Annotated in this window: 13 protein-coding genes; 6 read left to right on the forward strand and 7 right to left on the reverse strand. The window is 58.5% G+C overall.

From position 1 onward, the window contains the following. The 5 genes from sucB to U1140_RS08825 all read left to right on the forward strand — a co-directional run. The coding region (gene sucB, locus U1140_RS08805; protein WP_369847273.1) for a 2-oxoglutarate dehydrogenase, E2 component, dihydrolipoamide succinyltransferase at positions 1-1,147 on the forward strand (1,147 nt) is incomplete at its 5' end. 300 nt (positions 1,148-1,447) lie between these two features. Next, positions 1,448-2,635, forward strand: a complete 1,188-nt coding sequence (locus U1140_RS08810; protein ID WP_369847274.1) for an MFS transporter — start codon at positions 1,448-1,450, stop codon at positions 2,633-2,635. A 53-nt stretch (positions 2,636-2,688) separates the two neighbouring features. Further along, positions 2,689-3,450 (forward strand): lipoyl(octanoyl) transferase LipB, encoded by a 762-nt coding sequence (gene lipB / locus U1140_RS08815; protein ID WP_369847275.1) that lies wholly within the window; start codon positions 2,689-2,691, stop codon positions 3,448-3,450. 124 nt (positions 3,451-3,574) lie between these two features. Beyond that, positions 3,575-4,618 (forward strand): lipoyl synthase, encoded by a 1,044-nt coding sequence (lipA, locus tag U1140_RS08820; RefSeq protein WP_369847276.1) that lies wholly within the window; start codon positions 3,575-3,577, stop codon positions 4,616-4,618. 158 nt (positions 4,619-4,776) lie between these two features. Then, positions 4,777-5,571: a DUF4191 domain-containing protein gene (locus tag U1140_RS08825; protein ID WP_369847277.1), complete on the forward strand. Its 795-nt coding sequence runs from the start codon at positions 4,777-4,779 to the stop codon at positions 5,569-5,571. 53 nt (positions 5,572-5,624) lie between these two features. On the opposite strand, the gene U1140_RS08830 is transcribed toward U1140_RS08825, so the two are convergent. The 5 genes from U1140_RS08830 to thrC form a co-directional block, all read right to left on the reverse strand. Beyond that, positions 5,625-6,113: an RDD family protein gene (locus U1140_RS08830; RefSeq protein WP_369847278.1), complete on the reverse strand. Its 489-nt coding sequence runs from the start codon at positions 6,111-6,113 to the stop codon at positions 5,625-5,627. Between the two features lie 89 nt (positions 6,114-6,202). Beyond that, positions 6,203-7,240, reverse strand: coding sequence for an SGNH/GDSL hydrolase family protein (locus U1140_RS08835; RefSeq protein WP_369847279.1), 1,038 nt, complete (start codon positions 7,238-7,240; stop codon positions 6,203-6,205). After that, entirely contained in the window at positions 7,233-7,772 is a 540-nt protein-coding gene (locus tag U1140_RS08840) for an NUDIX hydrolase (protein ID WP_369847280.1), read from the reverse strand. Before U1140_RS08840 ends, U1140_RS08835 begins: the two co-directional genes overlap by 8 nt. 38 nt (positions 7,773-7,810) lie before the next feature. Further along, positions 7,811-8,818 carry a trypsin-like serine protease gene (locus tag U1140_RS08845; RefSeq protein WP_369847281.1) on the reverse strand — a complete coding sequence of 336 codons (1,008 nt, stop codon included), beginning with the start codon at positions 8,816-8,818 and terminating at the stop codon, positions 7,811-7,813. An 80-nt stretch (positions 8,819-8,898) separates the two neighbouring features. Continuing rightward, positions 8,899-10,356: a threonine synthase gene (gene thrC / locus U1140_RS08850; protein WP_369847282.1), complete on the reverse strand. Its 1,458-nt coding sequence runs from the start codon at positions 10,354-10,356 to the stop codon at positions 8,899-8,901. A 35-nt stretch (positions 10,357-10,391) separates the two neighbouring features. Between thrC and U1140_RS08855 the strand changes: the two genes are divergently transcribed. Then, the gene (locus U1140_RS08855) at positions 10,392-11,852 is read left to right on the forward strand and encodes an MFS transporter (RefSeq protein ID WP_369847283.1); all 1,461 of its coding nucleotides are present in this window, start codon (positions 10,392-10,394) and stop codon (positions 11,850-11,852) included. A gap of 33 nt (positions 11,853-11,885) precedes the next feature. Here U1140_RS08855 and U1140_RS08860 read toward each other — a convergent pair whose 3' ends face one another. Together U1140_RS08860 and U1140_RS08865 are read right to left on the reverse strand one after the other, a co-directional pair. After that, positions 11,886-12,491: a hypothetical protein gene (locus U1140_RS08860; protein WP_369847284.1), complete on the reverse strand. Its 606-nt coding sequence runs from the start codon at positions 12,489-12,491 to the stop codon at positions 11,886-11,888. A 204-nt stretch (positions 12,492-12,695) separates the two neighbouring features. Beyond that, entirely contained in the window at positions 12,696-13,109 is a 414-nt protein-coding gene (locus U1140_RS08865; protein WP_369847285.1) for a hypothetical protein, read from the reverse strand. Between the last annotated feature and the right edge of the window lie 104 nt (positions 13,110-13,213).

A 13,213-nucleotide genomic window follows, 5' to 3' on the forward strand; every position in this document is an offset into this window, starting at 1 on the left:
TGACACAGACGACTCGGCTGACTCCGACGAAAAGGACTCCAAGTCCGAAGAAAAAGAAGAGTCCAAATCCGACGACAAAGAGTCTGCTTCCAAGAAGAAAGAAGAATCCAAGCCTGCTTCCAAGACTGAGTCCAAGTCCGCAGAGAAGTCGTCCAAGGACTCGAAGGATTCTGGCAAGAAGAACTCCGGCAAGGTCCCTTATGTGACTCCGCTGGTTCGCAAGCTCGCCGACAAGCACGGCGTTGACTTGAACGACATTGAAGGCACCGGCGTCGGTGGACGCATCCGCAAGCAAGACGTCATGGCTGCCGTGGAAGGTGAGTCCGCAGGTTCTTCTGCACAAGGCTCCGAGCAGGCCGCTGGCAAGGATGCCAAGAAGTCTGGCTCGAACTGGTCCACCAAGTCTGTCGACCCAGAAAAGGCAGAGCTGCGCGGCACCACCCAGAAGGTCAACCGCATCCGCCAGATCACTGCACAGAAGATGGTCGAAGCGCTGCAGATTTCCGCACAGCTAACCCACGTGCAAGAAATCGACATGACGGCCATCGCGAACCTGCGCAAGGCTAACAAGCAGGCCTTCGCCGACAAGCACGGTTCGAAACTGACCTTCCTGCCATTCTTCGTCAAGGCAACCGTCGAAGCGCTGGTTTCCCACCCGAACGTCAACGCTTCGTACAATGCAGAGACCCAAGAGATGACCTACCACGGCGATGTCAACGTCGCTATCGCGGTGGATACTCCGAAGGGACTGTTGACGCCGGTCATCAAGAAGGCGCAGGATAAGACGCTGCCGGAAATCGCGGCCGAGATCGTTGATCTGGCTGACCGCGCACGCAACAACAAGCTGAAGCCAAACGACCTGACCGGTGCCACCTTCACCGTCACCAACATCGGCTCGGAAGGCGCATTGCTGGATACCCCAATTCTGGTGCCACCACAGGCCGGAATCTTGGGTACCGCGGTCATCGAGAAGCGCCCAGTCGTTGTCACCGAAGACGGTCAGGACGCTATCGCCATCCGTCAGATGTGCTACCTGCCATTCACCTACGACCACCAGGTCGTCGATGGTGCCGATGCTGGCCGCTTCATCACCACCATCAAGGACCGCCTCGAGACCGCAGATTTTGAGTCTGACCTCGACCTCTAACGCTGGTCTCCAGGCACGATCGGGCCAGCCCGACTAGAGCTAGCCTGACTAGGGCTAGCCTGAGGATGGCCAATTAGCCGGGTCTTCCCGCTGCACAACTTCTCGCCACTACGGCAAGAAGCGCAGCCGGAGGACCCGGTTTTTCGTGTTATGAGCCAACTCACGTAACATAACGGTCATCACGTTAACCTCGATCACAGGGTGGCGTGATGTAGAACAAATCTCGTTCCGTGTCACCGGCGCCGCCTCTGTCGACGATGACACCGAGACACCATCTCCGAGCAGCCAAAAGAGGAACGTATGCGTATCAGCGATTGGTTAAGAGTTGGCTTAGGTATGTTCGTGGTCGCCTTTGGCGCCAACGCCTTCGCCCCACTGATGGTCTCCTACCGTCTCGAAGCAGGCCTCACCGACGGCCAGGTGACTGCCTTTCTCGCGATCTACATCGTGGGTCTGATCCCAGCGCTGATCATCGGTGGGCCCATGTCCGATTCCTACGGACGACGCGCGCTGATCCGCCCTGCCCTGATCTTTTCTTTCATCGGCTCGGCTGTGCTCGCCCTCGGTGCATTTGGCCCCGCGTTTTTCATCGGTGCTGGCCGCTTCATCACCGGCTTGGCGACGGGACTCGTCATGGCCTCAGGTGCCGCCTGGTTGAAGCAGCTCTCCCCTGGCCCCGCGATCCAAGGTGCGCGCCGCGCCACCATCGCATTGACGTCGGGTTTCGCCGGCGGACCGCTAGTGGCTGGCATCGTCGCCGAAGTATTCCCCCAACCGGATTTAGTCCCGTATTTGCTGCACTTGGTTCTGGTCGTCCTGATCACCCCACTGGTATGGAACACCCCGACTGTCCCCACCACTGGTTCCGGTAAAGCCAAGCTGTTCGCCAGCCAGATTTATACCAAGCGCTTCTGGCTCACCCTCGGCCTATCCGGCCCGTGGGTCTTCGGTGCGGCCTCCACCGCATTCGCCGTCAACACCCGGCTGCTGGAAGCCCAAATGGATCACCCCGTCGTTTACACCGGTACGATCGCATGTTTGGCCATGGTCTTCGGCAACGTCATCCAGCGCTTCGTTGGCGGCTCGCGCACCTACCCGCCGGCCGTCTACGGTTTGTCACTGATTATCGTCGGCATGCTGTGTTCGATTTGCGTGGCTATCTGGCAAGACTCGACGGTCGGCGTCGTCTTTGGCCTGGTCGCAACCATCCCGCTGGGCTTTGCTTACGGAATCCTGATGTCTTCCGGCCTGCAAGAAGCACAACGCATGGCCGCAGATGATGAGCTTGGTGCCGCCAGCGCGTCGTTCTACTCGCTAACTTATATCGGCTTTACCTTCCCATTCATCATCTCGATTCTCGGCCCCGCAATCGGCTACATCACGTGCTTCATCTTCGGCATCATCATCGCCCTGGTCACGATTTTCTTGGTGCTGCACTTCGACGGTCGGTTTTTCAAAAAATCGCCGCGGACAACAAAACTCGCCTAGAAATTCTTGCCTAGAAAATCTTGCCACTACGGGGCGCGTTAGAATTGAGCACTATGACTGCTCCGCGTGCCCCGTTTTTTCCTGCCGATCGCTCAATTCGTGCCGACGAAGCTATAGAGTTCCAACAGCTCGGCACCATCGATTACCAACAAGCCTGGGATTTGCAGGCACAGCTGGCACGTCAACGTGCCGACGGAGAAATCCCAGACCAGGTGCTGTTTTTGGAGCACCCGGATGTCTACACAGCAGGTAAACGCACCCAGCCTTCCGACATGCCCACCAATGGCTTGCCGACGATCAAGGTGGATCGCGGAGGGCGCATCACCTGGCATGGCCGCGGCCAACTGGTGGTGTACCCAATCATCAAGTTGGCCGAACCGGTCGACGTCGTCGATTACGTGCGCCGTCTGGAAGAAGCGATTATCGACGCACTCACCCGATTCGGCACCGAAAAGGTGGGGCGAATCGACGGCCGCTCTGGTGTGTGGGTGCCGCACGATGTGCAGGCCGTCGACGAGCGGGCTTCCCGTCGCGATCGCAAAATCGCCGCGTTAGGCATTCGGGTAACCCGCGGGGTGACCATGCACGGGCTATCGCTGAACTGCAATAACTCGCTGGAATTTTATGAGCACATTGTTGCCTGCGGCATTGACGACGCCGATGTCACCACGTTGTCGCTCGAGCATGGCCGGGACGTGACCACCGCCGAGATGATTCCGCTATTGCAGGATTCTTTGCAACGCGCATTGGCCGGGGATTTGGCGGTGAGCGACCACGGTTTGGATGCCTCGCAACTGGGTCCTTCGCCGCAATAGCTACACACGTCGCGAGCACCACATCCGGTGGCCAGCGTGATTTTGGTGATACGACCACAAGTTGTGCCCATCATGGCCGCTACCAGCTAGTCAGAACGGTCTGCGAGGCGTAGGCTGGGGCATTATGAGTGTCACCCCCGAAGGCCGCAAACTGCTGCGCATTGAAAAGCGGAACGCAGAAAAACCTATCGAGAACAAACCCCGGTGGATCCGCAACCAGGTCCGCAACGGTCCGGAATACCGAGACATGAAAGCCAAGGTCGCGGGAGCCGGGCTGCACACGGTCTGCCAGGAAGCTGGCTGCCCGAATATCCACGAGTGCTGGGAATCGCGTGAGGCTACCTTCCTGATCGGCGGCGACTTGTGTACCCGCCGTTGCGATTTCTGTGATATTAAGACCGGCAAGCCTGGTTTATTAGACACCGATGAGCCGCGTCGTGTCGCAGAGAACATCCGCGAGATGGACTTGAACTACACCACCGTCACCGGTGTCACCCGCGATGATCTCAAAGACGAGGGTGCATGGTTGTACGCAGAGATCGTCCGCAAGATCCGTGAGCTCAACCCGAATACCGGTATCGAAAACCTCACCCCGGATTTTTCTGGCAAGCCCGACCTTCTGCAGGAAGTCTTTGAGGCTGAACCTGAGGTCTTCGCCCACAACCTGGAGACCGTACCGCGCATCTTCAAACGCATCCGTCCGGCCTTCCGTTATGAGCGCTCCCTGGACGTCATCCGCCAGGCCCACGATTATGGTTTGATCACGAAGTCGAACCTGATTTTGGGTATGGGCGAGACTGAACAGGAAGTCCTGGATACTTTGCAGGATCTACGCGACGCTGGCACCGACATCATCACCATTACGCAGTACCTGCGTCCAGGCCCACTGTTCCACCCGATCGAGCGCTGGGTGCGTCCGGAAGAATTCGTCGAACATTCCAAGGCCGCCCGCGAGATGGGTTACGGTGCCGTTATGGCTGGCCCACTGGTTCGTTCCTCGTACCGCGCCGGTAAGTTGTATGTGCAGGCGATGCAGGCACGTGGCCGAGAGCTACCAGAGCGACTGTCACACCTGGCAGAAACCTCGCAGGGTCCAACTGCGCAAGAGGCGTCGTCGCTGCTGAGCAAGTATGGTGCTTCGCAAGAGACCCCAGTGACGACCCGCTAAAGCTTTTGCGCGAGGCAGCCAGTCACGGTAGCGCGCTTCGGTTAGTGCCCGAGGCGCGCTTTCTTGTGAGCACAGGGGCATCTCGGGTGAACAACAACTCGGCGCCGGCTGCGAAGAACGTTTTCTAAATCCATTGCATACCCTTTAAAGTGAGAGACATGGCGAAAGACGACAAGGCGACAAGCAACAAGTCCGCGATCAAGGCACAGAAACGCGAAGCCAAAAAGGCGAAGCGAGCACAACGCAAGCAAACGTTCTCGCAGATGTGGCAAGCGTTCAACATGCAGCGCAAGGACGACAAAGCGCTGGTGCCTTTGATGCTGCTGGCGCTCATCGGTATCACCGTTGCGCTGTTCTTGCTCGGCATGCTGTGGGGCGGACAATGGTTCATGCTGCCGGTCGGCATTGTGCTGGGTGCTGTCGTAGCGATGTGGATCTTCACGCGACGTCTGCAGTCGTCTATGTACAAACGCGTCGAAGATCAGCCTGGCGCAGCCGGGTGGACTCTGGATAACCTGCGCAACACCTTTGGCATCGTCTGGTTTACCAAGCAAGGTGTGGGAATGACCCGCCAGCAGGATTTGCTGCACCGCGTCGTCGGTAACCCAGGTGTGGTTTTCGTCGGTGAAGGTTCCCCGAAGCGCCTGGAAAAAATCGTCGACAAGGAACGCCGCCGGATTGACCGCATCGCTGGTGGTGTGCCCGTCCACGTCGTGTTTACTGGCAGCGGCGAAAACCAGGTTCCACTGGGCAAACTGCAGCGCAAACTGCTGAAGCTGCCACGCAATTACAGCAAGAACGAAGTCTACGAGATCAACGCTCGTATCGAGGCCATGGATGCCACCGCTGGACCGGGCGCTGGTATGCCGAAAGGTCCGCTGCCAAGCCAGGCGCAAAACCCATCCGGCATGAACCGCCGTATGCGCCGCATGAACGCCAAAAAGGGCAAATAAAAGCAGGGAAATAAAACCGGGCAGACTGTGCAGCAGCTGCCCGGTTTCGTGTATTAACTGGTGCGAATTACCGCGGTTCCGGTCGCACGGTCGTGCATTCCGCGGCCGTCTGAGTCGACCATCACGGCTGGGAAAAAGCACGCCGTCAGCAAGCTACGTACCACCGCGCGCCAGAGTCCGATGCGTTCTTCGGCATCCACCCGGGCCACGCCCATGCCCAGCAACATCATTCCTGGGGTGCGGGCGAATAGCCAGCCGAAGATGATGCCCATGACAATCCACAACACGTAATTCCACGTCGTCGTCGAGCCCTCGCTCATATCAGCGCCGCTGAGCCCGTAGCGCAGACCAAATGCCAGTGCGAGTGCCACGAGCCAATCAATCAGCACTGCTAGCGCACGCCTGCCGACGGGTGCTAGCGATCCGCGGCCATGCTGCGGCATACCGATTTTTTCGCCAGGCCAGCGACTCGGCGCGTGTGGGTCTTCGTTTTCGCCGGGAATGGCCGGCCCATCCAGCCAGCTTCGTTTGTTCTCCGCCATGCTGTCTAATCTACAAGCCGCAGTTAGGGCAGCGAAACCAGGCTGTCAGTGCAGCGAGAAAGGCAACACACTGCCGCTGCGGCTCGCCACTACCCCAGCTGCACCTGATCGCGAATCGCTTCTGCCATCGCCCGTTGCCCGGCAGCCGTCGGGTGAAAAGGATACGAGCCGGTTTCTGCCCCAGTGAGATCAACCCAGCGCTGCTCCGGCTCAGCACACACGGTGTGCTTGTCGACGTGTGCCGGCAGCACGAATTCTGCACCACGACGCTGTGCCGCATTCGCCGCTGCCTGGTTCAACTGGTGCGTCACGCTTTGCAGCCAGGCCCGGTCGGTCCCGGAAATAGCCGCGATTTCTGCGCAATCATCAGCAACGCCCAGCAGCGGTAAATATCCGGTTGCCACAATGCGAGCCTGCGGCGCTCGGGTCCGGATCTCCTGGAATACCTGGTCAAGCCGATCCTCTACCACCTTGGTTTCGTGTGCGACCTTGCGATCCAAATAAGCGCTGCAATTGGATGGCTCATGAGTTTGCATCGCGTTTTGGGCACACCACACCATTTCTCCGAAGCCGATGTCATTGCCGCCGATAGTCAGCGTGACCAAGTCCACGGGGGCATCAACTTCTCCGAAGGCCTGCATTTGTGCAGGAATTTCGATATCTCCCGCCGCACGCTGACCGCTCAGGTTGTCGATGATCGCACCCTGGCAACTCCGGTCAACCACTGATTCCACATTCAGTAATTCGCTGAGTGCCCTCGGGTAGTTATCCTGCGAACGCCGACAGAACGCTGCTTCCGCACCGCGAGCATCGTCGTCACCGGCTCCGCCGTCTTCCCGAGACCCCATGGAGGCGAAGGAATCACCAAGTGCGACGTAGGTAGTGATCGCTGCGGCCGTGCTTGTCGACGCCTGGCTGTCGACTGCTTCGCCTGGCTGCTGTTCGCTCGCCTGCTGTTCGCTCGTCGGCGGAGTGGGCGCGCCGGAATCGTCAGCCGGGCCCATCGCAGGTTCGGAGGTACAGGACGAGATTACCAACGCAGAAATTGCCAACACCGCCCCCAGCGCCCGGCGGTGTGTTCTCCACAGCGTCGTTCGAGCCGCCCCACGTGCCACCCGCTTAACCATTGCGCTTGCTAAACCCCATGCGTGGTTGGAACCGCGCCGGGTTTTTCATCTGGGCAACGGCATCGGCGATGACCAACCGATGCCGCGCTGATAGCGACTGCGGCAGGTGCGCCACCGAGCACCACTGCACGTCGACGGATTCATCATCAGCAACGATTGGCTGTTGGTCATATTCACCGATGATCCGTGCAGAAATTGCTGTATCCATAAACTGGCACACGTCCCCGTTCGGGTACGTCACCGGCCCGACTGCTCCCACGCCAAGAACGGCGACCGGGGTGATATCCAGTCCGGTTTCTTCCTTTACTTCACGCACGGCGGTCGCATGCGGTTGTTCGCCGGGCTCACAGATCCCACCGATGGGGGTCCAGTCTCCCGTATCTGCTCGTTTAACCAGCAACACCGTGGGGACTTCCCAGATAGGGGCCTGCGCAGGAACCTCGCGAATAACCACCGTGGTGGTTGCGGGAACCCACAGTGGTGCGGTGCCGATGTGTGCGCGTAATTCACTAATGAAATCCGGGGTTGCCATACCAGCATTCTAACCAGACGCCGCCATCATGGATTCTGTCAGCGCACGTCCGTCGTGGCAGCAACCTGCGGCACGACGTTGGCGATGATCCGTTGGAATTCCGTAGCCGGGGTATACGAGACACTGATTTCCGCCCCGGCATCAGCACCTGCTTCTTCCAGGTGACATTGGTGCGTGGCTTGTTGCGTCGTCGTGCCAGAGACCAGGCCGACGATTACCCGCTCGCCGTCGATATCTGCATAGACTGGGCCACCAGAATCACCGGTGGTCGCGCACAGCGCGGCCCGAGCTGAGCGCGCGTTGAGCACTGCACCATCGTGCGTGTTCAGCTTGCCCAATGCTTGTGACGCCGTGGTGTTGCCACAGGTTTCTCCGGTGATGCGCCCAGTCTTGCACACGTGCTCCGGCAAGAAATCTAAGCGCTCGGCAATCGCGGTGGGCATGGGGTTGACCGCAGCCTCTGCCCCACCAGCCAGGCTCGCTTCGTAGGCGTTGGGGTTGAGTTCAATGATCGCAATATCCAAATCAGACGTGCCGGGGGTATACAGGTCTGAATAGATGAACGTGCCAATCGGTTCCGCCGGCCACTGGAATCGGTTGTTCGCCTGCCCAGCCCACACCAGATCACCTTGTTGCCCGCAGTGCGAGGCGGTAATGGCATAACCGGTGCCATCTTCAGTAGTAAATGAATAGGCAACGGTGCAGATATTGTAATGAAACTGCTCGCCTGGAGCCGGCATCCGCGTGGAAATATCGATCGGTGCTCCCGGTGCCAACGGTGAATGCACCGGGTGAATAATCCGCATCTGCGGTTGTGGTTCCTGCGAAAGCTGTTGCTTGTCCGCGCCCGTCAGCGCGTCCGCACGTGGTGGCGGCGCTGGAAGCGGCTGCGGCTGCGCATGGCCGTCACCAGAGTGCGGCTCGTTGCTTCCCGCACTTTTACCGCCGAACCAGCCAGCGCCCGGGAATCCGCCGTCACCGCCGGCACCGAACTCCGCGCTACTGCAGGCAGAAAGCAGCAATAACGGCGCGCAGAGCACAGCCACGAGCCGGGCTGCAACGCCACCGCCTACAGCACGCCGCCCGGTCTGCGCGGCGCGGTGCTGGGCAACATTTCCGCGGGAAATTAGCGCACCTCGGTCTCGGAGATTGAATCGCGAATATAGTTTTTGACGATGTCCGCGTCGTTATCCAAATCGGCAACGTGGCGGCCTGCATCCATGATGCCAGCGAAGCGCTGCGGCATCTGTGGCGCCGCGCCCAAAGCTTCTTCAATGGTTTCGGCAAATTTCACCGGCAACGCAGTTTCCAAGCACACCACGGGGCTGGTGATCCCGTGTTCTGCGACCGCGTCCGCCGCGACCTTGATGCCGTCGGCGGTGTGCGGGTCCACCACAATATCGTGATCAACATTCACACGGGCGATCGTCGCCAAGCGATCAGAGTGCACAGAACGACCGGAGACGAATCCGAATTCCTCACGTGCACGGGCAAGTAGCTCGTCGTCAAGCTCAAATCCACCGTCTTTGATACGGTGGCCGAACAAATCAGCCACCTGCGCGGCATCGCGGTCCAACAAATCGGCGATAAAACGTTCAAAGTTCGATGCCCGCGAGATATCCATGGACGGCGAAGAAGTCTCGTGTGTATCCGCCGACGAGCGTGGACGGTACTGGCCGGTGCGGAAAAACTCATCGAGCACGTCGTTTTCATTCGTGGCGACGATCAATCGGTCGATCGGCAACCCCATTTGCCGGGCGATGTGGCCAGCACAAATATCACCGAAATTTCCCGTTGGCACGCTAAACGAAACCTTTTGCGTGTGATCACCCGTCATCTCAGTGACCTTGATCCAACATGAAACGTAATACACGATCTGCGCCAGCAGCCGAGCCCAGTTGATGGAATTAACCGCACCGATGCGGTAATCACGCTTGAAGGCTTCGTCCGCACTCACAGCCTTCACGACGTCCTGACAATCATCGAACACGCCGTCGAGGGCAATATTGAAAATATTCTCATCGTCCAGCCCAAACATCTGTGCCTGCTGGAATGGGGTCATGCGCCCTTTCGGCGTCAACATGAACACCCGGATGCCTTGGCGCCCGCGCATGGCGTACTCAGCCGACGAACCCGTATCACCCGAGGTCGCACCCAAAATATTCAGCGTGGTCTCGCGGCGGGCGAGCTCGTATTCAAATAATTCGCCGAGCAACTGCATCGCCATGTCCTTGAACGCGGCGGTCGGGCCTTCGGACAGGTGGCCGATATAAAACTGCTCATCCAGCTGCGTCACCGGCACGATTTCTTCGTGGGCAAACTTGTCGACGTTATATGCCCTGCGCGCCATGGCTTCGAGCTCTGCGGCCGGGATATCATCAACGAAAAGTTTCAGCACTTCTGCCGCCAGCGCAGCATAGCCAGAGGTGCGAGAAATTTCGCGCAATTTTTGCAGAGCATCACTGTCTAACTGGGGATAATGCGCCGGCAGATAGAGCCCGCCATCGGCAGCGAGACCACCGAGCAGAATGTCTGTAAATTGTGCGGGTTGGGCCTGGGTGTCACGAGTTGAGATATAGTCCACGGGCATTATCTTACAGTCTCCCTACAATTGCTTTTATGGAATTACGCGCTGAATCTGCCCAGTCGGCACCACACCCGCGCGAGGTGGTAACCAAACGAGCGTTATTGGTCTGGGCTGGCGGTGTGGCGTGTTATATCGTCGCCATTACTGGGCGCACCTCGTTTGGCGTCGCCAGCGTCGATGCCATTGATCGCTTTGGCGTTGATGCTTCCCGTATCGCGGTTTTCGCCGCAGTGCAGATGGGTGTGTATGCGTTGGCACAAATTCCGACGGGGTTGGGAATTGATAAGTTCGGCCCACGCGCAATGGTGATTTTCGGCGCGGTGGTCATGGGAATCGGGCAGTTCATCTTGGCCTTAACCAGCTCCTACCCACTGGCGATCGGTGCGCGCGTATTAATCGGGGCCGGTGATGCCTCGGCATTTTTGGCGGTTATGCGCTTGATTCCCTATTGGTTCCCGCTCCGAAAAACCCCGCTGTTTACGCAGTTGACCGGGGCTCTCGGGCAAACTGGACAGTTCATTTCTGCGGTGCCGTTTTTGGCTTTGCTCGGCGCTGCGGGCTGGACGGCGGCGTTTGTCACCCTGGGCGCAACCAGCATTTTGATCGCGGGCTTGGCTGGCTTGGCGATTAAAGATCTTCCCGACGTCGATCGTGCTGCAAAAAACTCGCCTGCGGCTGGTACTGCCGCTGCGGTTCCAACGGATACGACTGCGTCATCCGGCGACATCGACATCGACTCTCTGGCTGCACGCATGCGCAAGTTGGTAGGTACCCCGGTGGTGTGGCAGGGATTTTTCATGCACTACACCTGCCTGATGTTCCAGGTCGTTTTCTTGTTGATGTGGGGTTTTCCGCTGATGACCCTCGGCATGGGCTTAAGCTCCGAACAAGCAGGTTTGGTGATGGCGATCAATACCGTCGTTACGGTGGCATCCGGCCCGCTGCACGGTATACTCTCGGCACGGATCGGCAGCACCCGGCACTGGGCTGTCGTGCTGTTTTCGGTGACGATGGTGCTGACCTGGGTGGTCTTTTTTACGACGTCTACTGCCCGCGGGATCACGGCGATGATCGTGCTCAACGTGATTGTTGCGGTATGCGGGGCGGCAGCGAATTACGGCTTCGATAATGTGCGCGAAGGCGTTGCCCGCACCGGCGTTGCGACGGCGACGGGCTTGGCGAATATGGGCGGATTTGTCTCCGGTATGGCTGCATCGCAGGGCATCGGTATTGTGCTGGATCATTCTGCCGACGGCGGCGAGTATTCGTGGGCTGATTTTCAGCTGGCCGCTTTCGCTGGTGGTGTAGTCTGGGCTGTCGGAATGACTGGCTTATTGTGCGCCACGGCGTGGCGTCGGCGCGTTGCGCGGCGACTCGACGATGGCGCTGGGGCTGGCGCTGGCGCGGCACCAGGGCATCGACGTTCTCTGGTCATTCAGGAAACCACTGCCCCGAAAGGTAATACGTCCCGTAATCGGAACGAAGAGAATTAGCCTGCTGCCTGGCAAGCAGACAACGCTGTGCGCTTAGCTTGCTTGCGGGGTGGGAACCGCGCGGCTGTTGGTTTCTGGTTGGTTCTGCGGTGATTGCTGCGGTTCGCCGGGTGCTTCGTCGTCAAGATCGTGTGCACCGTCGATGCCGGGGTGCTTCGTAATTGCGCTCAGCGGTGCGTCAATAAGCCCTAAGTCAAAGGTGTAGAGCACCCGGTCGCGGTCCACATAAGAAATATCTCCACGCTGGACGGCCTCATTCAAAATGTCTTCCAGCACCATGCGCATCGCGGCGCGGTTTTCATTGTCGATGGTGAGAACGATTTCCGGCCAGTTTTGGTGATACATTTGCTCGTCGGAAAGCCCAAGGATAGTGGCGAGTTCTGCCATACGACTGGTGTAAATGCTCGCCGCACTCCCCTCAGTCGGGGTGGTTTCCAAATTTTGCCCTGCCGCCGCCTGGTCCTCGAAAGGGTGCGGGTGGTCGTTGAGCATCGAGCCCACGGTGCGCGTATCCTGCTCTTCGCGCTCGAATACCGTCTGGAAAACAACCGCTCCCGCGATGACGGTCACCACGCCGAGCGCACCCCAAATCCACCATTTTCGTGATGCTTCGTTCATGCGAGTTTTCAGCTTCGGCATATGGGCAGTCTCCCTTGTATGCGTTATTCCACCATTGATGCTTGATTCTTGGGCTAGGATAACTGCGTTATGTGACTGTAACTGTAGATATTCCTGTCAAGACGCTATGTATCTCGGGTAGCTATGCAGGCGAAACTAACCGAGTGCTGGTGTTTTTGCCGCAACTCACTAACGAGCCGCAACTGACTCACGAGCCGCAACTGGCTAACGACGCGGTGAATTATGCGGTGGGTTGGACCGTGGGTTTCCCGGTGAGTTACGACGCCCAGACAAAATATCGCCCAGTGAACGCATCGCGGCATCACCAATTTGTTGGGCCATGGGGTTGCTGTTGACACTGCGCGTCACACGGTCAAACACATCAGACCATTCCCCACCGTCGCGCGGATGTGTAGAACTACCGTCATCGTCGTCAGTTTGCTGCTGCGCTCCCTGCTCCCGAATTTCGGCGACCTTCTTCTCACTCAGCCCATCGCTATCGATGCGCAAATGGCGCGAGTCATCATCAAAGCTCACGTAGGTATCACTGCTGATTCCCATACGTTCAGCCATGGCAACCAATTCTTGCACATCCGCCAGCGTGGCATTATCGACGTTGAAAGAAACTGAAAGTCCCATGTGCTCATCCTTTCGTCGGGCAGTGCTGCTTTTTGTTTTGTCTAGTCTAGCCGCGATTACCGTTTCGCCTCGGACTCCGCTCGACTGGGCATTGTCCGACTCGG

The sequence above is a fragment of the Corynebacterium drakensteinense genome (assembly GCF_041224285.1).
Taxonomy (GTDB): Bacteria; Actinomycetota; Actinomycetes; order Mycobacteriales; family Mycobacteriaceae; genus Corynebacterium.

What these genes read in the sequence shown, in the direction of transcription:
- U1140_RS08810 (WP_369847274.1), top strand. Translation starts at nt 1,448, where the DNA reads ATGCGTATCAGCGATTGGTTAAGAGTTGGCTTAGGTATGTTCGTGGTC.
- lipB (WP_369847275.1), top strand. Translation starts at nt 2,689, where the DNA reads ATGACTGCTCCGCGTGCCCCGTTTTTTCCTGCCGATCGCTCAATTCGT.
- lipA (WP_369847276.1), top strand. Translation starts at nt 3,575, where the DNA reads ATGAGTGTCACCCCCGAAGGCCGCAAACTGCTGCGCATTGAAAAGCGG.
- U1140_RS08825 (WP_369847277.1), top strand. Translation starts at nt 4,777, where the DNA reads ATGGCGAAAGACGACAAGGCGACAAGCAACAAGTCCGCGATCAAGGCA.
- U1140_RS08830 (WP_369847278.1), bottom strand. Translation starts at nt 6,113, where the DNA reads ATGGCGGAGAACAAACGAAGCTGGCTGGATGGGCCGGCCATTCCCGGC.
- U1140_RS08835 (WP_369847279.1), bottom strand. Translation starts at nt 7,240, where the DNA reads ATGGTTAAGCGGGTGGCACGTGGGGCGGCTCGAACGACGCTGTGGAGA.
- U1140_RS08840 (WP_369847280.1), bottom strand. Translation starts at nt 7,772, where the DNA reads ATGGCAACCCCGGATTTCATTAGTGAATTACGCGCACACATCGGCACC.
- U1140_RS08855 (WP_369847283.1), top strand. Translation starts at nt 10,392, where the DNA reads ATGGAATTACGCGCTGAATCTGCCCAGTCGGCACCACACCCGCGCGAG.
- U1140_RS08860 (WP_369847284.1), bottom strand. Translation starts at nt 12,491, where the DNA reads ATGCCGAAGCTGAAAACTCGCATGAACGAAGCATCACGAAAATGGTGG.
- U1140_RS08865 (WP_369847285.1), bottom strand. Translation starts at nt 13,109, where the DNA reads ATGGGACTTTCAGTTTCTTTCAACGTCGATAATGCCACGCTGGCGGAT.